Annotated in this window: 25 protein-coding genes, 1 other RNA gene and 1 pseudogene; 11 read left to right on the forward strand and 16 right to left on the reverse strand. The window is 65.2% G+C overall.

The window, feature by feature from the left end; genetic code table 11:
* Positions 1-35 precede the first annotated feature (35 nt).
* The 5 genes from U9J33_RS13315 to U9J33_RS13335 form a co-directional block, all read right to left on the reverse strand.
* Positions 36-290 carry a YdcH family protein gene (locus U9J33_RS13315; RefSeq protein WP_054440765.1) on the reverse strand — a complete coding sequence of 85 codons (255 nt, stop codon included), beginning with the start codon at positions 288-290 and terminating at the stop codon, positions 36-38.
* A 141-nt stretch (positions 291-431) separates the two neighbouring features.
* Positions 432-677, reverse strand: coding sequence for a hypothetical protein (locus tag U9J33_RS13320; RefSeq protein WP_054440764.1), 246 nt, complete (start codon positions 675-677; stop codon positions 432-434).
* Positions 678-862: 185 nt separating this feature from the next.
* Positions 863-1,285 carry a nucleoside-diphosphate kinase gene (gene ndk / locus U9J33_RS13325; RefSeq protein ID WP_324695923.1) on the reverse strand — a complete coding sequence of 141 codons (423 nt, stop codon included), beginning with the start codon at positions 1,283-1,285 and terminating at the stop codon, positions 863-865.
* Positions 1,286-1,396: 111 nt separating this feature from the next.
* Entirely contained in the window at positions 1,397-1,834 is a 438-nt protein-coding gene (locus U9J33_RS13330; protein WP_324695925.1) for a DNA polymerase III subunit chi, read from the reverse strand.
* A gap of 21 nt (positions 1,835-1,855) precedes the next feature.
* A complete protein-coding gene (locus U9J33_RS13335; protein ID WP_054440758.1) occupies positions 1,856-3,319 on the reverse strand; it encodes a leucyl aminopeptidase in 1,464 nt (487 codons plus the stop codon).
* A 94-nt stretch (positions 3,320-3,413) separates the two neighbouring features.
* Between U9J33_RS13335 and U9J33_RS13340 the strand changes: the two genes are divergently transcribed.
* The 4 genes from U9J33_RS13340 (at position 3,414) to rsmA (ending at position 9,128) form a co-directional block, all read left to right on the forward strand.
* Entirely contained in the window at positions 3,414-5,717 is a 2,304-nt protein-coding gene (locus U9J33_RS13340) for an LPS-assembly protein LptD (RefSeq protein WP_054440756.1), read from the forward strand.
* A 179-nt stretch (positions 5,718-5,896) separates the two neighbouring features.
* A complete protein-coding gene (locus tag U9J33_RS13345) occupies positions 5,897-7,267 on the forward strand; it encodes a peptidylprolyl isomerase (protein WP_132468946.1) in 1,371 nt (456 codons plus the stop codon).
* 20 nt (positions 7,268-7,287) lie between these two features.
* Positions 7,288-8,307, forward strand: a complete 1,020-nt coding sequence (pdxA, locus tag U9J33_RS13350) for a 4-hydroxythreonine-4-phosphate dehydrogenase PdxA (RefSeq protein WP_324695929.1) — start codon at positions 7,288-7,290, stop codon at positions 8,305-8,307.
* Positions 8,304-9,128 (forward strand): 16S rRNA (adenine(1518)-N(6)/adenine(1519)-N(6))-dimethyltransferase RsmA, encoded by an 825-nt coding sequence (gene rsmA, locus U9J33_RS13355; protein ID WP_324695931.1) that lies wholly within the window; start codon positions 8,304-8,306, stop codon positions 9,126-9,128. The genes pdxA and rsmA overlap by 4 nt, the downstream gene beginning before the upstream one ends.
* Positions 9,129-9,137: 9 nt before the next feature.
* Here the strand turns inward: rsmA and U9J33_RS13360 are convergent, their stop codons facing one another.
* The gene (locus tag U9J33_RS13360; protein WP_165913212.1) at positions 9,138-9,593 is read right to left on the reverse strand and encodes a PilZ domain-containing protein; all 456 of its coding nucleotides are present in this window, start codon (positions 9,591-9,593) and stop codon (positions 9,138-9,140) included.
* 113 nt (positions 9,594-9,706) lie between these two features.
* Positions 9,707-11,836, reverse strand: a complete 2,130-nt coding sequence (locus U9J33_RS13365) for a malate synthase G (protein ID WP_324699059.1) — start codon at positions 11,834-11,836, stop codon at positions 9,707-9,709.
* 360 nt (positions 11,837-12,196) lie between these two features.
* On the opposite strand from U9J33_RS13365, the pseudogene U9J33_RS13370 reads away from it, so the two are divergent.
* Positions 12,197-12,436, forward strand: a pseudogene (locus U9J33_RS13370) (hypothetical protein); the annotation flags it as partial.
* A gap of 114 nt (positions 12,437-12,550) precedes the next feature.
* On the opposite strand, the gene U9J33_RS13375 reads toward U9J33_RS13370, so the two are convergent.
* The 3 genes from U9J33_RS13375 to mscL form a co-directional block, all read right to left on the reverse strand.
* A complete protein-coding gene (locus tag U9J33_RS13375; protein WP_054440752.1) occupies positions 12,551-12,901 on the reverse strand; it encodes a GFA family protein in 351 nt (116 codons plus the stop codon).
* 50 nt (positions 12,902-12,951) lie between these two features.
* Positions 12,952-13,363: a transfer-messenger RNA gene (gene ssrA, locus U9J33_RS13380) on the reverse strand.
* Between the two features lie 45 nt (positions 13,364-13,408).
* Positions 13,409-13,834 (reverse strand): large conductance mechanosensitive channel protein MscL, encoded by a 426-nt coding sequence (gene mscL / locus U9J33_RS13385; protein ID WP_054440750.1) that lies wholly within the window; start codon positions 13,832-13,834, stop codon positions 13,409-13,411.
* 214 nt (positions 13,835-14,048) lie between these two features.
* On the opposite strand from mscL, the gene U9J33_RS13390 reads away from it, so the two are divergent.
* Genes U9J33_RS13390 through U9J33_RS13410 form a run of 5 tightly spaced genes read left to right on the forward strand, consistent with a single transcriptional unit; the run spans position 14,049 to position 16,961 of the window.
* Positions 14,049-14,654 carry a LemA family protein gene (locus U9J33_RS13390; protein WP_054440748.1) on the forward strand — a complete coding sequence of 202 codons (606 nt, stop codon included), beginning with the start codon at positions 14,049-14,051 and terminating at the stop codon, positions 14,652-14,654.
* Positions 14,655-14,658: 4 nt separating this feature from the next.
* A complete protein-coding gene (locus tag U9J33_RS13395) occupies positions 14,659-15,480 on the forward strand; it encodes a TPM domain-containing protein (RefSeq protein WP_132468944.1) in 822 nt (273 codons plus the stop codon).
* Between the two features lie 14 nt (positions 15,481-15,494).
* Positions 15,495-16,178, forward strand: coding sequence for a TPM domain-containing protein (locus U9J33_RS13400; RefSeq protein ID WP_185997062.1), 684 nt, complete (start codon positions 15,495-15,497; stop codon positions 16,176-16,178).
* Positions 16,175-16,735, forward strand: coding sequence for an NUDIX hydrolase (locus U9J33_RS13405; RefSeq protein WP_132468942.1), 561 nt, complete (start codon positions 16,175-16,177; stop codon positions 16,733-16,735). The genes U9J33_RS13400 and U9J33_RS13405 overlap by 4 nt, the downstream gene beginning before the upstream one ends.
* Before the next feature lie 4 nt (positions 16,736-16,739).
* A complete protein-coding gene (locus tag U9J33_RS13410) occupies positions 16,740-16,961 on the forward strand; it encodes a hypothetical protein (protein WP_324695939.1) in 222 nt (73 codons plus the stop codon).
* On the opposite strand, the gene mmsB is transcribed toward U9J33_RS13410, so the two are convergent.
* From mmsB to U9J33_RS13440, 6 genes are all read right to left on the reverse strand, one after another.
* Complete coding sequence (gene mmsB, locus U9J33_RS13415) at positions 16,948-17,817, reverse strand: 3-hydroxyisobutyrate dehydrogenase (RefSeq protein ID WP_324695941.1); 870 nt, start codon at positions 17,815-17,817, stop codon at positions 16,948-16,950. The genes U9J33_RS13410 and mmsB overlap by 14 nt on opposite strands.
* 112 nt (positions 17,818-17,929) lie before the next feature.
* Positions 17,930-18,712 carry an enoyl-CoA hydratase-related protein gene (locus U9J33_RS13420; protein WP_054440745.1) on the reverse strand — a complete coding sequence of 261 codons (783 nt, stop codon included), beginning with the start codon at positions 18,710-18,712 and terminating at the stop codon, positions 17,930-17,932.
* A complete protein-coding gene (locus U9J33_RS13425; protein WP_324695945.1) occupies positions 18,709-19,782 on the reverse strand; it encodes an enoyl-CoA hydratase/isomerase family protein in 1,074 nt (357 codons plus the stop codon). The genes U9J33_RS13420 and U9J33_RS13425 overlap by 4 nt, the downstream gene beginning before the upstream one ends.
* Before the next feature lie 13 nt (positions 19,783-19,795).
* Complete coding sequence (locus U9J33_RS13430) at positions 19,796-20,938, reverse strand: acyl-CoA dehydrogenase family protein (RefSeq protein WP_185997057.1); 1,143 nt, start codon at positions 20,936-20,938, stop codon at positions 19,796-19,798.
* 31 nt (positions 20,939-20,969) lie between these two features.
* Positions 20,970-21,452: a hypothetical protein gene (locus U9J33_RS13435; protein ID WP_324695948.1), complete on the reverse strand. Its 483-nt coding sequence runs from the start codon at positions 21,450-21,452 to the stop codon at positions 20,970-20,972.
* Positions 21,453-21,525: 73 nt separating this feature from the next.
* Positions 21,526-23,019: a CoA-acylating methylmalonate-semialdehyde dehydrogenase gene (locus tag U9J33_RS13440; RefSeq protein WP_324695950.1), complete on the reverse strand. Its 1,494-nt coding sequence runs from the start codon at positions 23,017-23,019 to the stop codon at positions 21,526-21,528.
* A gap of 158 nt (positions 23,020-23,177) precedes the next feature.
* On the opposite strand from U9J33_RS13440, the gene U9J33_RS13445 reads away from it, so the two are divergent.
* Positions 23,178-24,071: a LysR family transcriptional regulator gene (locus U9J33_RS13445; protein WP_054440737.1), complete on the forward strand. Its 894-nt coding sequence runs from the start codon at positions 23,178-23,180 to the stop codon at positions 24,069-24,071.
* Positions 24,072-24,093 lie beyond the last annotated feature (22 nt).

A 24,093-nucleotide genomic window follows, 5' to 3' on the forward strand; every position in this document is an offset into this window, starting at 1 on the left:
ACGGTGCGCCGGGCTCCGGCCCCGGCACGGCCGCGTCAGACGCCGACGGAGCCTGCATCGCGGATCATGCGGCCAAGCTGGTCCAGCAGGCAGAGCCGCTCCTTCTTCAGTTCCTCAAGCCGGGTGTCGGACGCGGCATCCAGTTCGGCCTCGATCCGGTGGATCGCGCCGTTCACTTCGTCGTAGCGGTCGGCAAGAACCGCAAAATGTCCGCGCGTTGCCTTCAGGTGGTGAAGAACTTCCAGATCGTCCGGAAATTCGGCGGCGAGTTCGTGGGCTTTGTGGGACATCGGCTATCCTCTTCGCTCGAAAACACACGGAAAGCTGGGGCGATACGCCTCGGCAGCATGGTACCGCTTCCCCAACCTGACCGAACCTGCCCTGTTCCGCCCAACTCCACCTTGAGCGGGATCAAGGACCGGCACTGATCGTCAGATTTCGGAATAGTCCACTTGCGGGCGGCTTTCGCGCGTGCCGCGATAACGCTTGTCAGGCTCGCGGGGATCCCCGGCGATCACGACATGGTCATCATGCACTTCGACCAGCGTGCCAACGAACGGAAACCCTTCCAGGCTCCCGCCGACGCGGTAGCTGACCGTATCGCCGACCTTGAAGGTTTTCTCGTCGAAATTGAACTCGAACGGGCAGACCTCGTCCGCCGTACCCATGCCTTGCATTCTCGCTCTCCTCTCCGAGAGACAGCCTAACGCAGAACCGGCAGTGGCCAAATCGAAAAGCCGCCTAGAGCCGCTTCGCCCCGCCGATCTTCACGCCCGCCTGGATACCAAGCAATTGTGCCAGCACAAAAACAAAAAGGCCGCCCTTTCGGACGGCCTTTTCATCATGTCGCGAAGCGGGTGCTTCAGCCGACGATTTCTTCCGGCTTGAAGAAGTAGGCGATCTCGATCGCCGCGTTCTCGTCCGAGTCCGAACCGTGGACCGAATTGGCTTCGATCGATTCGGCGAAGGTCTTGCGGATGGTACCTTCGGCGGCCTCGGCCGGGTTGGTGGCGCCCATCACGTCGCGGTTGGTCTTCACGGCGTCTTCGCCTTCGAGAACCTGCACGACCACCGGACCGGAGATCATGAAGGAAACGAGGTCGTTGAAGAAGGGACGCTCCTTGTGGACCGCGTAGAAGCCTTCAGCCTGCTCCTGCGAGAGCTGGATGCGCTTCGAGGCGACGACGCGCAGGCCGGCTTCCTCAAGCAGCTTGGTCACGCCGCCGGTCAGGTTGCGGCGGGTCGCGTCGGGCTTGATGATCGAGAAGGTGCGGGTAACCGCCATGATACGTTCCTTGCGAAGTAAGGGTTTTGAATTGTTGCGCGCGCCCCTAGCCGGGAACGCGCCGCTCCGCAAGAATTAGGCGTCGTGAAGGTCAGGGATAGCGGCGGAGAATCATCCGGCCTGAACCCATCTCCCGCCGTCCTGCTTCCAGTAGTAGTGTTCCACGCCTTCGCGTTCCCGCAAGGCCCGCCAGGTTTCCCGCGCATGCTGGAGCGTGGACTGGTCGAACAGGAAGAACGTGCGCTCGAACGGAACCTCGCCCTCGCGCCACTGGCCGTCCGCGATCGCCATGTACTTCGCGCCATTGGCAGGCTCCGCCACGTCGGACAGGAGGATCGGCTGGCGATCCTCGCTGCCTTCGCCCGCGAAGCCGTTGGCAAGGAAGCTCTCCGGCCCCACGGACCAGAGAGCCTGACAGATGCGCTGCCGCTGGCCGAGGTCGGCGGAGACGACGAGCAGGCGCTCGCCATTCCCCGCGACCTTTCCGGCGATCAGCGCCAGCGCGCTTTCGGCAGGGTCGCGACTGAGCTGGTAGAAATCCACGCGCATGTCGCGCTCCCCGCCTCCCGATTACGCTTCCAGGTTGTCGCGCACGAAGCGGTCGAGCAGGCGCACGCCGAAGCCCGAGGCGCCCTTGTCCCAGGTTGCGCCGGGCTTGTCGGTCCACACGGTGCCGGCAATGTCGAGGTGCGCCCAGGGGGTGTCGTTCTCGATGAAGCGCAGCAGGAACTGCGCCGCCGTGATCGAACCGCCGAAGCGCGGGCCGACGTTCTTGATGTCGGCGATCGGGCTGTCGATCATCTTGTCGTAGGCCGGGCCCATCGGCATCCGCCACAGGCGGTCGCCCGAAGCGTCGCCGGCGGCGGCGAGCTGGCCGGCAAGGTCGTCGTTGTTCGAGAACAGCCCGGCATATTCATGGGCGAGGCTGAGAATGATCGCGCCGGTCAGCGTGGCGAGATCGACGATCTTGGCGGGCTTGTATTCACGCTGCACCCAGGTCAGCGCGTCGCAGAGCACCAGGCGACCTTCCGCGTCGGTGTTGATGACTTCGATGGTCTGCCCCGACATCGAGGTGACGACGTCACCGGGACGCTGGGCATTGCCGTCGGGCATATTCTCCACAAGTCCGCACACGCCGATCACGTTGGCCTTCGCCTTGCGCAGCGCGAGGGCGAGCATGGTGCCTGCAACGGCGCCGGCGCCGCCCATGTCCCACTTCATGTCTTCCATGCCGGCGGCAGGCTTGATCGAGATGCCGCCGGTGTCGAAGGTCACGCCCTTGCCGACGAAGGCCACGGGCGCTTCGCCGTCAGCGCCGCCGAGCCATTCCAGCACGAGCAGGCGCGCCGGGCGCACCGAGCCCTGCGCCACGCCGAGCAGCGAGCCCATGCCGAGATCGGCCATTTCCTTCTCGTCCAGCACGCGAACCTTGAGGCCGCTGCCCGCCATCTTCGCCTCACAGCGCGCGACGAAGGTTTCGGGATAGATCGCGTTCGCCGGCTCGGTCACGAGTTCGCGGGTGAAGGACACGCCCTCGACGATGGCCTGCTCCACCGCCCAGACCGCCTCGGTGCCTTCCGGCGCGCCGACCACGGCAATGTCCACAAGGCTCGGCTTGGCGTCGTCGGCCAGCTTGGTGCGATAGGTGTCGAGGCGCCAGCTGCGCAAGACCGCGCCCAGCAGCACGCCCGCCGCTTCGTCCGCCGAAAGGCCGGCGCCGGTAAGGTCCAGCGTTACCGCCGTCTCGCCCGAGGTCAGGTAACGGGCAACGATGCCTGCGCCCGCGCGCTCGATCGCGCCCTTGCGGTCCTTGCCGTCCGCCGCGCCGATCCCGGCGAGCGCCACGCGCACCACCTTGCCGTCCCGCTCCACGAAGCCCTCGAATACCTGGCCAGCCTTGCCCGCGAACCGCGAAGCCTTCGCGCCTTCGACAAGAACCTGCTCGATATCAGCCGGAATCGAATCCTGATTCACGAAGCGGGCGACGAGACGCGCCGGGGCGGGGGCAGCGGCGTCAAGGAACTGGATATTCATGGGATCTCCTGAATCACGTGGGCGAGCGCCGAACTTGTGCGCTTCACCGCAACAGCGGATTGCAGTTAGGCACAGGCGGTGCGATAGGCAAGTGATGCTCCCTGCCGCGCCGTCTCCGCTGCAAGCCCCCGATCGCCGCTTGCGACCTATTTCGCTGCGCGCGCTCGCCCTTGGAATCGCCTGCATCGGCCTGCCTGCCGGTGCCTGGGCACAGGACCTTTCGCGTCCTGTCGATACCGGGCCGATCGAGGGTGCGCCCGCCGCCCCGCCCGCCTCTACCGACGATACCGTGCCGATCGCCTTCGAGGCCGACACCGTCGAATATGCCCAGAACGACGAATTCGTCACCGCCACCGGCAATGTCGTGCTGCGCAAGGACAAGCAGTCCGTCCGGGCCGACAAGGTGACATGGAACCGCAAGACCGGCCAGATCCTGGGCAGCGGCAATGTCCGCATGGTCGATCAGGACGGCAACCAGCTCTACACCGAGAGTGTCGAGCTGACGGACGAACTGAAGACCGGCATGATGGAGAACCTGCTTCTCGTCATGCGTCAGGGCGGCCGCCTCGCCGCCAACAAGGGCGAGCGCATCGCCAATGGCGACGTCGTGCTCCAGCACGCCGCCTATACCGGCTGCGCGGTGGAAAACGACGAAGGCTGCCCCAAGACCCCGACCTGGCGCGTCGTCGCCAAGACGGTGGTCTACAGCGAGACGCAGAATCGCGTGCGGTTCAGCGATGCCCGCCTCGAACTGTTCGGCGCCGTGCAGCTTCCGCTGTTCGGTCTCTCGGTCAGCACCAATGGCGGCGCGGTTTCCGGCTTCCTCGTGCCTGACCTGCGGTCGAGCCCGTCGAACGGCATCGAGGTTGCACAGTCCTATTACTGGAAGATCGCGGAAAACCGCGACCTCACCGGCTCGCTTCACGCCTATACCAAGGCCGCGCCGATGGCCTCGTTCCAGTACCGCGCCCTGACGGACCTCGGCGCCTACCAGATCACCGGCTATGCGACCTCTAGCAACCGCATACCGATCAACAGCAGCAATCCCGACCCGAACCGCGAACGCGCCTTCCGCGGATACATCTTCGCCAACGGCAAGTTCCAGCTCGACGAGAACTGGAGCATCACCGCCTCGATCCGCCGCGCGACCGACCGTACTTTCGTGCGCCGCTACGACATCTCGCGCGACGATCGCCTGCGTTCGTCGGTCGAACTGGAGCGGATCGACCAGGACAGCTACTTCTCCTTCGCCGGCTACGCGACGCAGACCCTGCAATCGAGCCGCGACCAGGGCATGATCCCGGTCGCCCTACCGGTGCTGGACTATCGCCACCGCTTCGACGACCCCCTGCTCGGCGGCAAGATCGAGACGCAGGTCAACACCATGGCCGTCACCCGCGTCGACGGTCAGGATACCCAGCGCGCCTTCGCCAGCACCCAGTGGTCGCTGCGCAAGATCACCGGACTGGGCCAAGAAGTGACCTTCACCGGCCTCGTGCGCGGCGATGTCTATCACTCGGACGAAAACGACCTGACCACCACCGCGCTCTATCGGGGCAATGCGGGGTGGCAGGGCCGCGCGATCGCACTCGCCGCGGTGGACGTGAAGTGGCCGCTGGTCGGGCAGGTGTTCGGCGGCAGCCAGGTGCTGACCCCGCGCATCCAGTTCGTCGCCACGCCGCCGGTCAAGAACCTGGCGATCCCGAACGAGGATTCGCGCGCGATCGAGCTTGAGGATTCCAACCTCTTCGCGCTCAACCGCTTCCCCGGCTATGACCGGTTCGAGGACGGCGCGCGCGTCACTTACGGGTTCGACTGGATGTTCGAACGTCCACGCTGGCGGATCAAGTCCACCATCGGACAGTCGGTCCGCCTGAGCAACAAGCCCTCGATCCTGCCTGACGGCACCGGCCTCACCAGCAAGACCTCGGATATCGTCGGCCGCACCGAACTGCGCTATCGCAACTTCTTCAACATCATCCACCGCTTCCGCGTCGACAAGGACACGCTGGCGGTCCGTCGCAACGAGTTCGACATCGCGCTGGGCAACAACCAGACCTACCTCGAACTCGGCTATACCAAGCTCAACCGCGACATCTCGATGGACATCGAGGACTTGAAGGACCGCGAGGAAGTGCGCGCCGCCGGCCGCGTCGCCTTCGCCAACTACTGGTCGATGTTCGGCTCCGCGGTGGTCAACCTGACCGACCGCAACGAAGACCCGACTTACGGCTCCGACGGTTTCCAGCCCCTGCGCACCCGCGTGGGCATGGCTTACGAGGACGATTGCCTCCAGGTCTCGTTCACCTGGCGGCGCGACTACGTGACCTTCGGAGACGCCCGCAAGGGCAACTCGTTCCAGCTCGGCTTCGCGCTCAAGAACATCGGCGCGTGGTAAATCCGGCCATGGTGGACGCGGAACGTCGCGGGCGTTGGCACCGTGCTGCAAAGCGACTATCGGACGTGCTCAGTTTCGGTTAAGCCGCGTGCCGACATAGGGCCGAAGAGATGCCCCTCGGCGAATTTTTCCATCGAGCGGCGTCGGCCGTACGGGTCGAATACGGGATACAGGTCAAGGTGAAAGCAATCCAAGGCAACAAGTTCATCAAGCGCGCGGCTCTTGCCTGCGGCGCCCTGGTCGCCTGCGGCACCGGGGTAGCGACACTTTCGTCCAGCGCTGCTTTCGCCCAGTCCGCCCCCCAGGGCGAAATCGTCATCCCTGACGACGTGAAGATCTTCGGCAACGACAATCCCAACGTCCGCCGCGCCACTGCCGTGGTCAACGGCGCCGTCATCACCGGCACCGACGTCGACCAGCGCCTCGCCCTGATCCTCGCCGCCAACCAGGGCAAGATCAGCGAAGAAGAACAGAAGCGCCTGCGCCTCCAGGTGCTGCGCAACCTGATCGACGAAACGCTCCAGATCCAGGAGGCCAAGGCCGCCGACGTCGCCGTCGATGACGCCGAAGTCGAACAGTCCTACGCCCGCGTCGCCTCGCAGAACTTCAACCAGAACACACAGGCGATGGACGCCTATCTCAAGCGTGTCGGTTCTTCGCCGGACTCGCTCAAGCGCCAGATCCGCGGCGAAATGTCGTGGCAGCGCCTGCTCCAGCGCAACGTCCAGCCCTTCGTCAACGTCTCCGACGACGAAGTGAACGAAGTGATCGATCGCCTCAAGGCCGCCAAGGGCACCGAGGAATACCGGCTTGGCGAAATCTATCTCGCAGCCACGCCGGATTCGCAGCAGCAGGTCTTCGACAACGCCAACCAGATCATGCAGCAGCTCCGTCAGGGTGGCAGCTTCGTGGCCTATGCGCGTCAGTACTCGCAGGCTTCGACGGCTGCGGTCGGCGGCGATCTGGGCTGGATTCGCCTTGCACAGCTGCCCAACGAACTGGGCACCGCGGCGCGGGACATGCAGGCCGGCCAGCTCGCCGGTCCGATCGAGATTCCCGGCGGCTATTCGATCCTCTACCTGATCGACAAGCGTCAGGTGCTCACCGCCGATCCGCGCGACGCGCTGCTCGCGCTCAAGCAGATCTCGATGGAATTCCCGAAGGGCATTAGCGAAGCACAGGCGAATGCCAGGGCCGAAAGCTTCGCCAAGACCATCCAGACCGCCAAGGGCTGCGGTGACGTCGACAAGGTTGCCGCCACGATCGGCGCACAGGTCGTCGCCAACGATCAGGTCAAGGCGCGCGACCTGCCGGGCCCGATCCAGGCCTCGATCCTCAACCTCTCGCCCGGCGAGACCCTGCCCCCGTTCGGCTCGCTGACCGAGGGTGTGCGCATCCTGATGCTCTGCGGCCGCGACGATCCGCAGCAGGTCGATTCGGGTCCGAACTTCGACCAGGTCATGTCGCAGCTCGAAGACGACCGCATCAACAAGCGCGCGCAGATGTACCTGCGCGATCTTCGCCGCGATGCGGTGATCGAATACAACTGACGATAGCAGGGGCGGCAAGCATGGCGGCCAGTTCCAACGGCGCGCCGCCCCTCGCGGTTTCGCTCGGAGACCCGGCGGGCGTTGGCCCGGAACTGTTCGCCGAGGCCTGGTCCCGGCGGCATGAGGCCGGACTTTCGCCCTTCTTCGTGACCGGCGGCGCGGGCGTGCTTGTCGCCGCCGCGCGCAGCCGGGGGATCGACCTTCCCGTAGCGCGCATCGCCGCGCCGGCCGAGGCCGCAGACCTCTTCGGCGAAGCACTCCCGGTGCTGGGAAGCGAGGATGCCGGCGCATCGTTCGGCGCGCCCGATCGTGAAGGCGCCGCGCTGGCGCTGCACTCCCTCACCCGTGCCACGCAGCTTGCCATCTCGGGCGAGGCAGGCGCCGTCGTCACCGGCCCCATCGCGAAGTCGCGGCTCGCCGAGATCGGCTTTACCCAGCCGGGCCAGACCGAATTCCTCGCCGACGCCTGCGGAATTCCGCATGAAAGCGCGGTGATGATGCTCGCAGGGCCCAACTTGCGCACCGTCCCGCTGACGGTCCACGTCGCACTTTGCGAGGTGCCCACCCTGCTGACCCGCGATCTGATCGAGAGCAAGGCGCGGATCGTCGCCCATGCCCTTGGCCGCGATTTCGGGCTTTCTCCCGCACGCATCGCCATTACCGGGCTCAACCCCCACGCCGGGGAAGACGGCCGCATGGGCCGCGAGGAGATAGAGACGATCGCCCCCGCTATCGCTGCGCTGCGCGAATCGGGGCTTGCCGTAACCGGCCCTCACCCCGCCGACGCCCTGTTCGCCGCGCATGAGCGCGAGAAGTTCGACGTGGCGCTCTGCATGTATCACGATCAGGCACTTATCCCGATCAAGACGCTCGATTTCGATGCGGGCGTCAATGTCACCCTGGGCCTGCCGATCGTGCGGACCTCGCCCGATCACGGAACCGCCTTCGGCATCGCCGGCAAGGGCGTGGCCAGCCCCGGCGCCACCATCGCGGCGCTGCGCATGGCCGGCGAATGCGCCGGCCGGAGAGCAAGCAAATGACCACCCTACCTCCCTTGCGCGAAGTCATCGCGAAGCACGGGCTTTCGGCGTCGAAGGCGCTGGGGCAGAATTTCCTGTTCGACGAACAGTTGCTGGATCGCATTGCCGCGATCCCCGGCGGGCTGGAAGGCAAGCAGGTGCTGGAAGTCGGCCCCGGCCCCGGCGGGCTGACGCGGGCGCTGCTGCGTGCCGGCGCAACCGTGACCGCCATCGAAATGGACCGCCGCTGCCTGCCCGCGCTCGCAGAACTGGAAACCGCGTTTCCCGGCAAACTCAAGGTGATCGAAGGCGATGCGATGAAGATCGCCCCGGCCGACCTTTTCGACGGGCCTTATGCCGTGGTCGCCAACCTGCCTTACAACGTCGGAACGGCGCTGTTCATCGGCTGGCTTTCCGGCGAAAGCTGGCCTCCGCAATGGTCTTCGCTGACGCTGATGTTCCAGGAGGAAGTCGCCCGCCGCATCGTGGCCGAGCCGGACACCTCGGCTTACGGACGCCTCGCGGTGCTGGCCCAGTGGCGCGCCAAGGCGAAGCTGGCGATGAAGGTCCATCGCAGTGCCTTCACGCCCCCGCCCAAGGTCATGTCCGCGATCGTGCATGTCGAACCCGGCGATGCGCCGGAAGGCGTTTCCATGCGGATTCTTGAGCGCGTGACGGAAGCCGCCTTCGGGCAACGCCGCAAGATGCTGCGCCAGAGCCTCAAGGGCGTGCCGGGGGCGCTCGACGCGCTGGACCGCCTCGGGATAGACCCGCAGCGCCGCGCCGAAACGCTTTCGGTGGATGAATTCGTGAGCGTGGCGCGGGAACTGACCCGCGCCTGACGCCCAGCGTCAAAGATCGCCCGCGCCCGCCACGGTTTCCCGCGCCGCTTCCAGCGAGCCGATGCTCGCCGTGACGAAATGGGAAACCATCAGGGCTCCGCAGCCCAGCACCGCCGCGATCAGGGCGAACTGAAGAACCCGGCCCAGCAGCGGCCCGTCTGAAGCCAGGATGCCGGCCAGGCCCTGCCGCTTGTCACGCGCGGCGGCAGCCGCGGAAAGCGTGATGGGAATATCTCCGCCCTCGATCAACGCTATCACGCTGATCGGTTCACGCAGGGCCACGCCGCACCGGTTGCCCAGCCGCCAGCGCACTTCGCCGGAGATGGATTGCCCTCCGACGACCATCCGCACACGCTCCCCCCGCTCAGGCGGTTTCGACATGGTCAGACGCATACCGTGCGAACTGGCATCAAGCACGAATGCCTCGCCTTCCCCACGTTCACTGCAAACACGCACTTGAACCATGGCGCGCGTACGCGCGCGCCTGATCTTTTCTTCCTTCACGCCAGCCCCCCTAGCGACCCGGTTTTCCCGTTAGACGCTAGGAGGGAATAGCTCAATTTAAAGTTAAGATCGGTTCAGGCTGCAGCGAAAAACTTATCCGAAACCAGTACTTTCTTCTTCCGGCGCCATGCGTGGAGCAGTGGCTCGGTATAGCCGTTGGGCTGGGCCACGCCCTTGAACACGAGGTCGCAGGCGGCGCGGAATGCCAGCGAAGCATCCCAATTGCCCGCCATCGGTTCATACAGCGGATCGGCGGCATTCTGCGCATCGACCTTTTCCGCCATCCGGTGCAGCGAATCGAGCACCTGCGCTTCGGAACAGACGCCGTGCAGCAGCCAGTTCGCGATGTGCTGGCTGGATATCCGCAGCGTGGCGCGGTCTTCCATCAGCCCCACGTCATCGATGTCGGGAACCTTGGAACAGCCGACACCCTGATCGATCCAGCGTACGACATAGCCCAGCAGCCCCTGCGCATTGTTGTCCAGTTCCTCGCGAACTTCTTCCTCCGACCAATTCGCGCCATCTGCCAGCGGCACCTGCAACAGCAGATCAAGGGAGGGAATTTCTGCGCCTTCCATTTCCTTGCGCAGGCCGAACACGTCCACCGCGTGATAATGCATTGCGTGGAGCGTGGCCGCGGTGGGTGACGGGACCCAGGCCGTATTGGCGCCGGTCCTGGGGTGGCCCACTTTCTGCTCCAGCATGTCCCGCATCATGTCTGGCGCGGCCCACATGCCCTTGCCTATCTGCGCAATGCCGGAAAGCCCGTGGCGCAGCCCGATGGCGACATTGCGCTTCTCATAGGCCTGTATCCAGGCCGATCCCTTGATCGCGCTCTTGCGGATCATCGGCCCGGCCCGCATCGATGTGTGGATCTCGTCCCCGGTGCGATCGAGGAATCCGGTATTGATGAAGACGATACGGTCCTTCACGGCATGGATGCAGGCCGCCAGGTTCGCCGAAGTGCGCCGTTCCTCGTCCATGACGCCGACCTTGATCGTGTGGCGCGGCAGGCCCAGCAGGTCTTCGACCGCGTCGAACAGGTCATTGGTGAAGGCGCATTCCTGCGGCCCGTGCATCTTCGGCTTGACGATATAGATCGAGCCTTCGCGGCTGTTCCCGAAGCGGGTCAGCCCCTTCACGTCCTGCGCGGAGATGGCGCTGGTCAGCACCGCGTCCATGATCCCCTCGGGAATTTCGGAGCCGTCAGGCAGGAGGATAGCCGGATTGGTCATGAGGTGGCCGACGTTGCGGACGAACAGCAGGCTCCGCCCCGACAGCTCGAACGCTTCGCCGGAAGGCGTGGTTACTTGCCTGTTGCCGGCGAGCTCGCGGGTCTGGACCTTCCCGGCTTTCTCGAAAGTCTCGACAAGATCGCCGCGAATGACGCCCAGCCAGTTGGCATAGGCCGCGAGCTTGTCCTCGGCATCGACCGCCGCGACCGAATCCTCCAGATCGACGATAGTCGTGAGCGCCGCTTCGAGAACGATGTCGGAAATGCCCAGCCTGTCGGACCGGCCGACTTCGGTTTCAGGATCGACGACGATCTCGATGGCAAGGCCGTTCGAACGATAGAGCCGCCCCTGCGCCGTTTGGCCAACATACTGCGCCGGATCGGCCAGAATTGCTTCGAAACCGGTGGCATCCACCCAGCTTCCCGATGCCAGCGGCAGAGCCTGATCGAGGAATGCACGCCCTGCCGCGATCACTGCGGCACCGCGAGCCGGATCATAGCCCCTGCCCTGCGCCGGAGCGGCATCGAGCGCGTCCGTACCATAGAAGGCATCGTAAAGGCTGCCCCAGCGCGCATTGGCGGCATTGAGCAGGAAGCGGGCATTGAGCACGGGAACGACCAGTTGCGGCCCCGCCATCGTCGCGATTTCCGCATCGACGCCGCGCGTACCGATGGTGAAATCGCCCGGTTCGGGCACGAGATAGCCGATCTCGCGCAGGAACTGCTGATAGGCTTCCTGTTCGATCGGCTGGCCGGCGCGCGCGCCATGCCATTCATCGATGCGGGCCTGCAAGGCATCGCGCGTTTCGAGCAGGGCCCGGTTACGCGGCGCGAAATTGGCCAGCAGATCGGCAAATCCGAGCCAGAACGAACCTGCATCCTGCCCGATGGGGGCCAGAACCTCATCCTCGACGAAGCGCGCCAGTGCGGCGTCGACCCGGAGGCCCGAACGTTCAACGCTGTCAGTCATCATTCCTCGCATTCCTTGCGCGCGCAGGCCCATCGGGCGAGCGGCGACCGTGACAATTCTTTTCAAGACTGTCCTGGGGAGGATGCCTATCCTATGCCGCATCCCGGCGGGAATGGCAACATGCGCCATTTACGGTCCAAAGTGGCACCACGTCGGATCAGCTTACAGCTTGCGTCGGAATAACTTACATAGGACATTCACCCTGCTCGAAAGCCGCGCGGGAACACGCGGTTGGCACGGGTGTTGCTGAACCGGATAACGTAATGGCGCCCGGCGGCGCCAGTGGGTTGCCCCTGGTTCAGGCGGGCCTTTTCGCAAGCCGGGCAGGACGTGAGGATGGGAATGTTTCGAAAACCGGGAATATTTCAGAAACTCAGCCGACTGTTCGTGATCAAGACACGCTGGGAAGCGTTCATGATCATCTACGCCCTTGCGCTTGGCGCCGTGGAACGCGGCAGCGTGTACATCACGCGCTTTCCCGGCTGGGGCGGGAAGCTGCTGTTCCTGGCGTGCACGGGCGCCGTCTTCATGGCAGGCGCCAAAATTCTCGACTGCATCAAGTACGAGAAAGCCGAAAACGCCGCAAAGGTCGAACTGGCCAAGCTCGAAACCACATCCGAACCGGAGGACAGCGGTGCCCCTGCCCTGATAACCGCTCAGGCTCCGGGCCAGATCGCTGGACAGGCAAGGCCGGACGCAGCCTGACGGGAAATCTCAGAAACTCGCGCCGTCCACCGGCCTGATCGCCAGCTTGCCAAGGTCCGCCTCGGGCACGCAGCGCAAGTTGATGGCAGCCATCGGCGTGCCATCCGGCCCTTGCGCACCGGCGAAAGGCTGGCACCCGCAGGTGGTGCAAAAACGGTGCACGATCTTGTGCTTGTAGAAGCGATATTCCCGCAACGCGTCCTCGCCGCTGGAAATTCCAAGCGCATCCTCGGGCACGAATGTCAGGAGAAAACCCTTGCGGCGGCAATGCGAGCAATTGCAGCTCATCGCTTCGGAAGGAAGATCGGCATCGACGGTGAAGGACACGGCGCCGCAATGGCAACTGCCGGAATAAGCCATTCCGCTTCCCCTTCTCCAAGGTTGCCCGCCTGCATGTTTCAGGCCGGGAAGGTGGGGTGTTTCTGTTGCAAGGTACACCCCGAACCCCTGGAATCCCTTCTGTTGCCCGGTGGGTCCAACCGCGCTTTAGCTTTGTAACGTCAGGGCGTTAGCCCCTAGAATTACGCGGCGAGAGCGAGTGCTTCGTTGTCGTTGGCACTTGTGAGTTTTGAGCCTTGAACGGGTTACTCAGCCCGAATGAAAACACCGCTTTTCAACACACGTCGATCCTAGTTCGGCCCCGTCATCACCCCTGCGACAACAGGGCTGTCCCGCCGGAAAACTCCGAAGGAACGGGTGATGGTGGAGCCGCCGGGTACCGCCCCCGGGTCCGCTGTGCCTATTATACGGCGCAGTTTATCATCATATCCGGTCGAAACCGGCGGAACCTCATATAGGGCGCCGGCCGGAAAAGAAAAGGGCGGGAATGACCCCGCCCTTCTGCAATTCACAGAGGATTTTTCAGCCTCAGTCCTTCTTCAGCGCGTCCCGGATTTCCGCCAGGAGTTCGACTTCGGTGGGGCCGGTGGGCGCCGCGGGCTCTTCCTTCTTGGGCAGCAGGCGGTTGGCCTGGCGCACGATCAGGAAGATGACGAAAGCGAGAATCAGGAAGTTGATGATCGCCGTGAGGAACGCACCATAGCCGAACATGGCGACACCTGCCGCCTTGAGCCCTGCGTAAGTCATGGGGCCGGTATAGCCGGCCGGAACGGTGCCCAGCACGACGAATTTGTTGCTGAAATCGATGCCTCCGGTGATGAGGCCGATAAACGGCATGATGACGTCGTCGGTCAGCGAGGCGACGATCTTGCCGAAAGCCGCGCCGATGATCACACCGACGGCGAGGTCGAGCACGTTGCCACGCGCGATGAAAGTCTTGAATTCCTGAAGCATGGGTCGTTTTCCCCTCGATCCTGTTCCGTCCACGGGCGGCTGCGGGAACCTGCCACATCGGACCTTTTGTAACAATCGGTCCTGTAACAATAGGTTGCGCCGCGATGTTCATCGCGGCCGCGCAATGCGACTGTCCTTGAACCGGGACCTCCGCCTGCTATCTATGCGGACAACAGGCGTGGCTCCTTGGCCGCGCCGATCAGGAGGATCACGCATGACCCTTTCCAACCTGGCCCGCAAGAGCCGCGCCGTGCTGGCCCTTGCGGCAGCGCTTTCGCTGGCGGCTTGCGGCTTCAACTCGGTCCCGACCAAGCAGGAAGCCGCCAAGGCCAAGTGGGCCGACGTCCAGGCCGCTTTCCAGGAACGCGCCAACCTCGTTCCCAACCTCGCCGCCGTGGCCAAGGGCGCCGCAACGCAGGAGAAGGAAATCCTGACCGGCGTGGTCGAGGCGCGCGCCAAGGCGACCAGCGTACAGGTCAATGCGGAAGACCTGAACGATCCTGCCAAGATGCAGCAGTTCCAGGCCGCCCAATCGCAGTTCGGCCAGAGCCTGTCGCGCCTGCTGGTCAGCGTCGAACAGTATCCCGACCTCAAGTCGATCGTGAACTACCAGATGCTCCAGACCCAGATCGAGGGCCAGGAAAACCGCATCCGCATCGCCGTGCGCGACTATAACGCCTCGGTTCAGGACTATAACACCGAAGTCCGCACGTTCCCGACCATGATCGGCGCCAAGCTGCGCGGCGCGGACCCGCTGGTTCCCTATCAGGCGGCCACCCCGGGGGCGGACGTCGCGCCGAGCCTCGAAGGCAAGATCTGATAACGTGACACGTTTCAGGGCCGTTTTTGCGGCCATCCTCCTGGCGTTCGGCGCGCTGCTTGCCCAGCATGCAGCCGCCGAGCCCACGTTTCCGAAACTGACCGGCCGCGTCGTCGACGATGCCCATCTCCTGCAGCCCGAAGTCGCAGCCCGGCTCACGCAGAAGCTCGACGCGCTGGAGAAGAACTCCGGCCGCCAGCTCGTGGTCGTCACCCTGCCCAGCCTTCAGGGCTACGAGATTTCCGACTACGGCTATCAACTCGGCCGTGCCTGGGGCATCGGCGAGAAGGACAAGAACACCGGCGCCCTGCTGATCGTGGCGCCCAATGAGCGCAAGGTGCGGATCGAGGTCGGCTACGGCCTTGAGCCGATCATCACCGACGGCCTCTCGTTCCTCATCGTCAACAACGACATCCTCCCCCGCTTCAAGGCCGACGACTATCCCGGCGGTATCGAGGCAGGGACCGACGCTCTCGTCAAGCAGCTCACCCTGCCGCCCGACCAGGCGCGCAAGGTAGCGGCGGATGCCGATGCCGCGCGCAAGGACAGCGGCGGCGGCTTCCCGTTCGGCGTTATCGTGTTCATCCTCATCATCGTCTTCTTCGTGGTCATGCCCATGGTCAATGAAGCGCGCGGCGGCGGCAGGCGGCGGGGCGGCTTCGGCGGCCCGATCATCTGGATGCCCGGCGGCTTCGGCAACGACGATGACGACGACCGCTGGGGCGGCGGTGGCGGCTGGGGCGGCGGTGGCGGCTTCGGAGGCGGAGGCGGATTCTCGGGCGGCGGCGGCAGCTTCGGCGGCGGCGGCGCGAGCGGAAGCTGGTAAGGGGGACTGAGACTATGCCGACACCCGTCTATCTTTCCGCCGAGGACCATGACCGCATCAGCGCGGCCGTGGGCGAGGCCGAAATGCACAGCGCCGGCGAGATCGTCACCGTTCTGGCGGACCGTTCGGACGGCTATACCGACGTCGCGCTCGCATGGTCGGCGATCGTCGCCTTCCTCGCGCTGGGCGCGCTGGTGATCGCGCCGGGCTTCTACATGGGCCTTTACGAGCGCCTGCTGGCCGATTGGGGCCACGAGTGGACCCCGCGCATGCTGCTGGGCCTTGCGGCTGGCGTGGCCGCGATCAAGTTCGGGGCGATGCTGCTGCTCCAGTTCTGGCAGCCGCTCAAGTTCTGGCTGGTTCCGCCGCAGATCAAGACCATGCGCGTCCATGCCCATGCCGTTCGCGCCTTCCGCATCGGCGCCGAGCAGCGCACCACCGGCCGTACCGGCGTGCTCATCTACCTCTCCATGCGCGAGCACCGCGCCGAGATCGTCGCAGATCGCGCCATCGCCGAAAAGGTCGACCCCGAAGTCTGGGGCAAGGCGATGTCGGCCATGCTCGCCCATGTCGGCGAAGGCCGCATTTGCGACGGCATGATCGTGGCGGTCGGCAAAGTCGGCGCGATCCTTTCCCAGCACTTCCCTCGCGCCGATGACGACGTGAACGAACTTCCCGACAGGCTGATCGAAATATGACCGATATCTCCGCCCTTCCCCTGCCGCCCGATGCCGACGCGCCGGACGAAGTGATCTGGCAGGGCCGGTTCATCACCACCCGCAAGCGCGGCCGCTGGGAATATGTCAGCCGCGCGCGCGGCATCCGCGCTGCCGTGATCCTTGCGGTGGACGCCGAGGATCATGTCATCCTCGTCGACCAGTACCGCGTGCCGCTCGGCAAGCGCTGCATCGAACTGCCCGCCGGCCTCGTCGGCGACCATGACGACAGCGCCGACGAGGACGCCAGCGTCGCCGCCGCCCGCGAACTCGAAGAGGAAACCGGCTTTCACGCAGGCCGCATGGAAAACCTGGGAGAATTCTATTCCTCGCCGGGGATGGTCAGCGAAAGCTTCACCCTGTTCCGCGCGCATGACCTTGTGAAAGTGGGCGAAGGCGGCGGCGTGGACAGCGAGGATATCGTCGTTCACCGCGTGCCCCTTGCCGGGATCGAACAGGCGATCGCGGCGTGGCGCACGCAGGGCTATGCCATCGACGTGAAGCTGCTCATGCTGCTGGGCGCGCGGCTGCTGGGCTGAACCCATGCGAACGCGCTTCGGCGTCTGCCAGCGCAAGCGGCGCTACGCCGCCGAGGCGGAAGCGCTGCAAGCGGCAGCGAAAGCGGCCGTTACCTTGCGGCCCTATCGCTGCGCGCTTTGCCGGCAGTATCATCTGACCGGGCGGACCAAGGGCCTGCGCGTGCCCCGTTTCGTGCTGGAGAGGAAGAAGGACGAGGACAGCAGGGAGGATTTCACAGCGTCGTGAAGATCGCTCCGAAGTCCTTACCGCCGTTCCCCGCCTCCACGAAGGCCTCGTAGATCTTCGTCGCGTGTTCGCCCATCGGCACCGCGGCGCCGGAAGTTTCCGCGCCCGCCATCGCCAGCCGCAGGTCCTTCAGCATCAGCGCGGAGGCAAAGCCCCCGGCATAGCCGTTGTCCGCCGGGCTCGCCGCGCCGACGCCGGGCATCGGCGTATAGTCGTTCAGCGACCAGCAGTAGCCCGTGGCCTTGGAACTGATCTCGTAGAACGTCTGCGGATCGAGCCCGGCCTTTTCCGCCAGCGCCAGCGCCTCGCAGGTACCGATCATGTGGATCGCCAGCAGCATGTTGTTGCACATCTTGGCGACCTGCCCCGCACCGGTATCCCCGGCATGGATCACCGCCTTGGCCATGGGCTGGAGCACCGTCTTCGCGCGCTCGAACACGTCTGAGCTGCCGCCGACCATGAAGGTCAGCGTGCCGCCATTGGCCGCCGCGATGCCGCCCGATACGGGGGCATCGGCCATCGCGTAGCCGGCGGCCTGCGCCAGCCCCACCACCTCGCGCGCGGTTTCGAGGTCGATGGTCGAGCAATCGAGGAACAGCGCCCCGCGCGGAGCATGGCCAAAGACTTCGGCCGTATAGACCGAGCGCACGATCGCCCCGTTGGGCAGCATCGTCACCACCGCATCCACACCTTCGACGGCCTGGGAGACCGCGGCGAACGTCTCGCAACCCTGTTCCGCCGCCTTGGCTACGGCTTCGGCGGACAAGTCGAAGGCCCGCACCTCATGGCCCGCCTTCACGAGATTGGCAGCCATGCCGCCGCCCATATTGCCGAGTCCGATGAAGGCGATTTTCATGACATTCTCTCCCTGGGTCGCAACCTGTAATCCCGCCGCCGGCCGGAACGATATGGGCCGGAACGGGATCGGGTTGCGCCCTTGTGCAAACCTTGGACGAGCAGGAACGGCGTCAGCGGCCCTTCCAGACTCCGGGACGCTTCTCGACGAAGGCGGCCATGCCTTCGGCCTTGTCCTCGGTGGCGGTGAGAACCTGGAACATGCGGCGCTCCATGACGAGGCCGGTGTCCAGCGTCGTCTCGAAGGCCATGTTGACCAGTTCCTTGTTCATCATCGCAGCAAGCGGCGGCATGGCCGCGATCGCGGCGGCGGCCTTGAGCGCTTCGTCGAGAAGCTGCTCCAGCGGCACCACGCGGCTGACGAGGCCTGAACGCTCGGCTTCAGCGGCGTCCATCAGGCGGCCGGTGAGGCACATGTCCATGGCCTTGGACTTGCCGACTGCGCGGGTCAGGCGCTGCGAACCGCCCATGCCCGGCGCCACGCCCAGCTTCACCTCGGGCTGGCCGAACTTCGCGTTTTCCGAAGCGATGATGAAGTCCGCCATCATCGCCACCTCGCACCCGCCGCCAAGCGCGAAGCCGTTTACTGCCGCGATCCAGGGCTTGCGCGTGGCCTTGACCAGATGGCTGGTCCAACCGGCAAAGAAGTCCTCCGAATAGAACTCGGCGCCCGGCTTGTCGGCCATTTCCTTGATATCGGCACCTGCGGCGAAGGCCTTCTCGCCCGCGCCGGTAATCACCGCGCAGCCCTGGGTCTTGTCCGCCTCGAACGCCGCGAAGGCCCGGATCAGCTCTTCCAGCACCACCGAGTTGAGCGCATTGAGCGCCTGCGGGCGGTTGAGCGTGATGAGAGTGACGGCGCCGCGCGTTTCAACCAGGATCGTTTCATAGCTCATAGGGGCTTCCATTCCTCCTCTTGGGGCAGCGGCGCGAAGATCGCGTCCAGCATCGGTTCGGTTACATCTTCGGGCGCCGCAGGATTCCACTTCGGCGCATGATCCTTGTCCACGATCACCGCGCGCACGCCTTCCGCGAAATCGGGCAGCACGATCACCCGGCTGCCGATGCGGTATTCCATCGCCATGTTCCGGGCGAAGGTATCCAGCGTCAGCGAAGTGGCGAGCTGGCGCAGCGAGACCTTGCAGGCCTGCGGGCTCTTGGTCCGCAAGGTGGCAAGCTCGCGCGCGGCCCACTCGCTCTGGTCGGATTCCAGGGAGGCCAGCACCTGCTCCAGCGTGTCGAAGGCGAAGTGCCTGCGGATCTGGCCCTCGTGCGCGGCGATCTTGGGTTCCGGCGCCTTGACCGACAGGGCGCCGAGCACGCCGCCGATTTCATGCCCGGCCGCGATGCGGCGCTTGGCTTCCGGCAGGGCTTCGCTGGAAAGATAATGCGTGGCAAGGCCCGCCCAGAGACACTCCGCACCGTCCAGCCGGGCGCCGGTCAGCGCCAGGAACTGCCCGAGGCGGCCGTCGAGACGCGAAAGGTACCAGCCGCCGCCGACGTCGGGAAACAGGCCGATGCCGGTTTCGGGCATCGCGAAGCGGGTATGTTCGGTCGCCACGCGGAACTGCGCCGGCTGCGAGATGCCGACGCCGCCGCCCATGGTCACGCCGTCCATGAAGGCAACCACCGGCTTTTCGTAAGTGAAGAGCTGGTGGTTGAGCCGGTACTCCTCGTGGAAGAACCTGCGCCCCGCCGCGCCGTGATCCTCCAGCGCGGAACGGCGCAGCAGGTTGATGTCCCCGCCCGAGCAGAAACCGCGCCCCTCGCTATGCTCGATCATCACGGCCTTCACGCCCGGATCGCCGGCCCATTCACCAAGCGATTCGCGCATCGATTCGCACATGCCCAGAGTCAGCGCATGGATCGCCTTGGGTCGGTTGAGCGAGATCACGCCCGCCACGCCCTCGCGGCGGGTCAGCAGTTCCCGGGCAAGGGCTTCGGTGCTCAACAGGTCGGTCGTCATGTCCTCGGGCCCCTTACTTGAGGAGGTCGCGGCCGATGATCATCCGCATGACCTCATTGGTTCCTTCGAGGATACGATGGACACGCAGGTCGCGCCAGAACCGCTCGATGGGATAGTCGCGAAGATAGCCGTATCCGCCGAACAGTTGCAGCGCACGATCGACCACCGAGGAGCCGGTGTCGCTGGCCATCATCTTGGCCATGGCGGCGAAGCGGGTCTTGTCGGGCGATCCGGCGGTGACCTTGCCTGCGGCGAGGTACAGCAGCGCACGGGCTGCCTCCAGTTCGGCCGCCATTTCGGCGAGGCGGAACTGGGTGTTCTGGAACTCGGCCAGGGCCACGTCGAACTGCTTGCGGTCCTTCACGTACTGGACCGCCTCGTCGAGGCAGCGCTGCGCGCCGCCCAGCGAACAGGCGCCGATGTTGAGGCGGCCGCCGTCGAGCCCGGCCATGGCGAACTTGAAGCCGTCGCCCTCGGCGCCGACGCGGTTGGCGACCGGAATGCGGGCATCCTCGAAGATCACCTGCGCGGTGGGCGATGCGTTCCAGCCGAGCTTCTTCTCAGGCGCGCCGAAGGAGACACCCGGCGTGTCCTTGTCCACCACGAAACAGGAAATCCCGCGCGACTTGTGATCGCCGGTGCGGGCCATGACGACATAAACATCATTGTAGCCGCCGCCCGAGATGAACTGCTTGGTGCCGTTGAGCACATAATGGTCGCCGTCCAGCCGCGCCGAAGTCTTGAGCGCCGCCGCATCCGAGCCGGAGCCGGGTTCGGTGAGGCAATAGGAGCCGATCTTCTCCATCGTCACCAGATCGGGAAGATAGCGGTCCTTGAGCTGCTGGTCACCGAAAGTATCGATCATCCAGGCGACCATGTTGTGGATCGAGATATAGGCGCTGGTCGCCGGGCAGCCGTAGGACATGGCCTCCATGATGAGCGCCGCGTCGAGACGGCCGAGGCCGATGCCGCCGCTTTCCTCCGAAACGTAGATCGCCCCGAAGCCGAGTTCGCCGGCGGCCTTCCAGACATCGACCGGGTAATGGTGCTTCTCGTCCCACTCGGCCGCGTAAGGCGTGATGCGGTCGGCGGTGAACTTGCGCGCAGTCTCCTGGATCGCAAGCTGGTCCTCGGTCAGCCCAAACTGTTCGGTCATCTCTGTCCCTGTCAGGTGCGGTTAGGTGCCCTCAGGGGCACTTTGTGTAAGTGAGCGGACCGGGCATCGCGTCCGGTCCGGTATCCTTGCGGATCAATGTCTTGCCGCCGTCGGGCGATGTCAGCGCAACGTCAAGGTTCCAGCTCTGCCCTTCCCCGGTGAAGGCGAATTCACCATTGAACGAGGAAGGCGAACCGGACCTGATCGTCGCCAGCTTCGCCACCGATTCGTAGAAGGTCAGCGTATCGCCGCTGATCGTCAGCAAGCCCTTGGCGTCGCCCCGGGTGCTGGTGCAATCGGCGTCGACGAGCCCCCAGCGACCCTGCAGGGCACCGGGAATGGCGGTGGGCATCACCGCTGGCCCGGTGGCGGCAGCGCTGCTCGGCGTGGGCTGCGGCACGGCGGTTCCGGTTTCCTGCGCGGCGGGCTCGGCCGGCTCCTTCGAACAGGCCGCAAGTCCGAAGAGCAGCGCCGCTGCGGCCATGGGGGCGAGTGCGTTCCTGATCTGCATCATCAAACGTCCTTTTCGTTCCGCGGGCATTGCCTGGGCAACGCCCGCGCAAGCCCCCATGTTCCGCCAGTCGGCCTCAGGCCATGGTCGGGATGATGAAGGCGCTGTCACCCGCGCCGCCATCGGGCCAGCGCTGGGTCACGGTCTTCACCTTGGTCCAGAAGCGCACGCCTTCCATGCCGTACTGGTTGTGGTCGCCGAAGGCGGAACGCTTCCAGCCGCCGAAGCTGTGATAGCTGACCGGCACCGGGATCGGAACGTTCACGCCGACCATGCCGACCTGCACGCGCTGCACGAACTCGCGCGCGGCATGACCGTTGCGGGTGAAGATGGCGACGCCGTTTCCGTACTGGTGCTTCGTGGGAAGCTCCAGGGCTTCCTCGAAGTTCTTGGCACGGACGATCTGAAGCACCGGCCCGAAGATCTCCTCCTTGTAGGCGCTCATCTCGGTCGTCACATGATCGAACAGCGACGGGCCTACGAAGAAGCCTTCCTCATAACCCTGAAGCGAGAAACCGCGTCCATCGACGACCAGTTCCGCGCCTTCGTCGACGCCGGTCTGGATCCAGTTCTCGATCTTCTGCTTGTGAACCGCAGTCACGACCGGGCCGTACTGGGCCTCGGGATCGTTGGACACGCCGACCTTGAGCTTGTCGATCGCGGCGACCAGCTTTTCGCGCAGGATTTCGGCGGTTTCATCACCCACCGGGACAGCGACCGGCAGCGCCATGCAGCGCTCGCCCGCCGAGCCATAGGCCGCGCCCATGATGTCGTTGACGGCCTGATCCATGTCCGCATCCGGCATGACGATGGCGTGGTTCTTCGCGCCGCCCATCGCCTGCACGCGCTTGCCGGCGGCAACGCCGCGCGAATAGACGTACTGCGCGATATCCGACGACCCGACGAAGCTGACCGCGGCGATACCGGGGTGATCGAGGATCGCGTCGACCATTTCCTTGTCGCCATGGACGACCTGCAGCACGCCTTCCGGCGCACCGGCTTCGATGAAGAGTTCGGCGAGGCGGTTCGGCACCGAAGGATCGCGCTCGGACGGCTTGAGGATGAAGGTGTTGCCCACCGCCACGGCCGGGGCGAACATCCACAGCGGGATCATCGCCGGGAAGTTGAACGGCGTGATGCCCGCGCCAACGCCGAGCGGCTGGCGCATCGAATAGACATCGATGCCCGGACCGGCGCCCTGCGTGTATTCGCCCTTGAGCATGTGCGGGATTCCGCAGCAGAACTCCACCACTTCAAGGCCGCGCTGGATGTCACCCTTGGCATCGTCCACCACCTTGCCATGCTCGGAAGCGAGCATTTCGGCAAGCGACTGCATGTTCTGTTCGATCAGTTCCTTGAACTTGAACAGCACGCGCGCGCGGCGCTGGGGATTGGTGGCGGCCCACTTGGGCTGCACGGCATGGGCGGTGGCCACGGCACGGTCGAGCAGCGCCTTGTCGCCAAGCGGGACCTGGGCCTGGACCTGCCCGGTGCTGGGATTGAAGACGTCACCCAGACGGGCGGCCGAACCGCCGCTTCCGCCGACAACGAAGTGGTCAATCAGCCGCATTCCTCATCCTTTCGCAATTTCTTTCCCCGAACGCCCGCAAGCGCTCTTTGAGGGGTAGGTGGTCCCGGTCCGATTTGCAGGCAAGCTGAAAATACGCCATCGATAACTGCACATTTGCAGCCGGACGGACAATTCTCCGCAGTGACGATACCTTGACGATGCATTCCATTGACTGGAGCGACTACCAGGCCTTCCTCGCCATCGCCCGGGCGGGGCAACTGGCGGGAGCGGCACGGCTGCTCGGGGTGGACCCCACCACCGTAGGGCGCCGCCTGCGCCGCCTTGAAGCCGCGCTCGGCACCACGCTGTTCGAACAGACCCGCAGCGGCCAGGAACTGACCGAGGCAGGCGAAACCCTGCTCTCCTCGGTCGAGGCCATGGCCAGCGCGGCCGGCCGGATCACCGAACCCGCCCAGGGCAGCGACGGCCTTTACGGCACCCTGCGCATCAGCACGTCCGAGGGATTCGGCTGCTGGTTCCTTGCCCGGCACCTGCCCGGATTCCAGGCTGAACACCCGCGCCTCGCCATCGATCTCGTCGCCAGCAGCGGGTTCCTCAGCCCGACCCGCCGCGAGGCGGATGTCGCTGTCATGCTCTCCCGCCCCCGCACCGGGCCGCTGGTGGCGCACAAGCTGTCGGACTACACGCTCGCCCTCTACGGGACGCGGGACTATCTCGATGCCCACGGCAGCCCCGCGCGCCCGGCCGACCTGCTGGAGGGCCATGCCATGGTCGGCTACATTCCCGACCTGCTCTATTCGCCCGAACTGCGCTATCTCGACGAGATCCAGCCGGGCCTGAAGGCGGCGATCCGCTCGCCCAGCATCACCGCGCAGCACAGTCTCGTCGCCAGCGGCGGCGGGCTGGGCGTCCTGCCCTGCTTCATGGCCGATTCCGATCCGAGACTGGTTCAGGTCCTGCCCGAATGCCGGATAACCCGCGCATTCTGGTTCGTGACTCACCAGGATATCCGCAAGCTTCCGCGGGTGACGCTCTTCCGCCAATGGCTTGACGAAACCGCCCGACGGATGGAGGGAGTTCTCAAGCCATGATGCGTCGCAACATCGCAGTAAC

The sequence above is a fragment of the Novosphingobium sp. RL4 genome, assembly GCF_035658495.1.
Taxonomy (GTDB): domain Bacteria; phylum Pseudomonadota; class Alphaproteobacteria; order Sphingomonadales; family Sphingomonadaceae; genus Novosphingobium.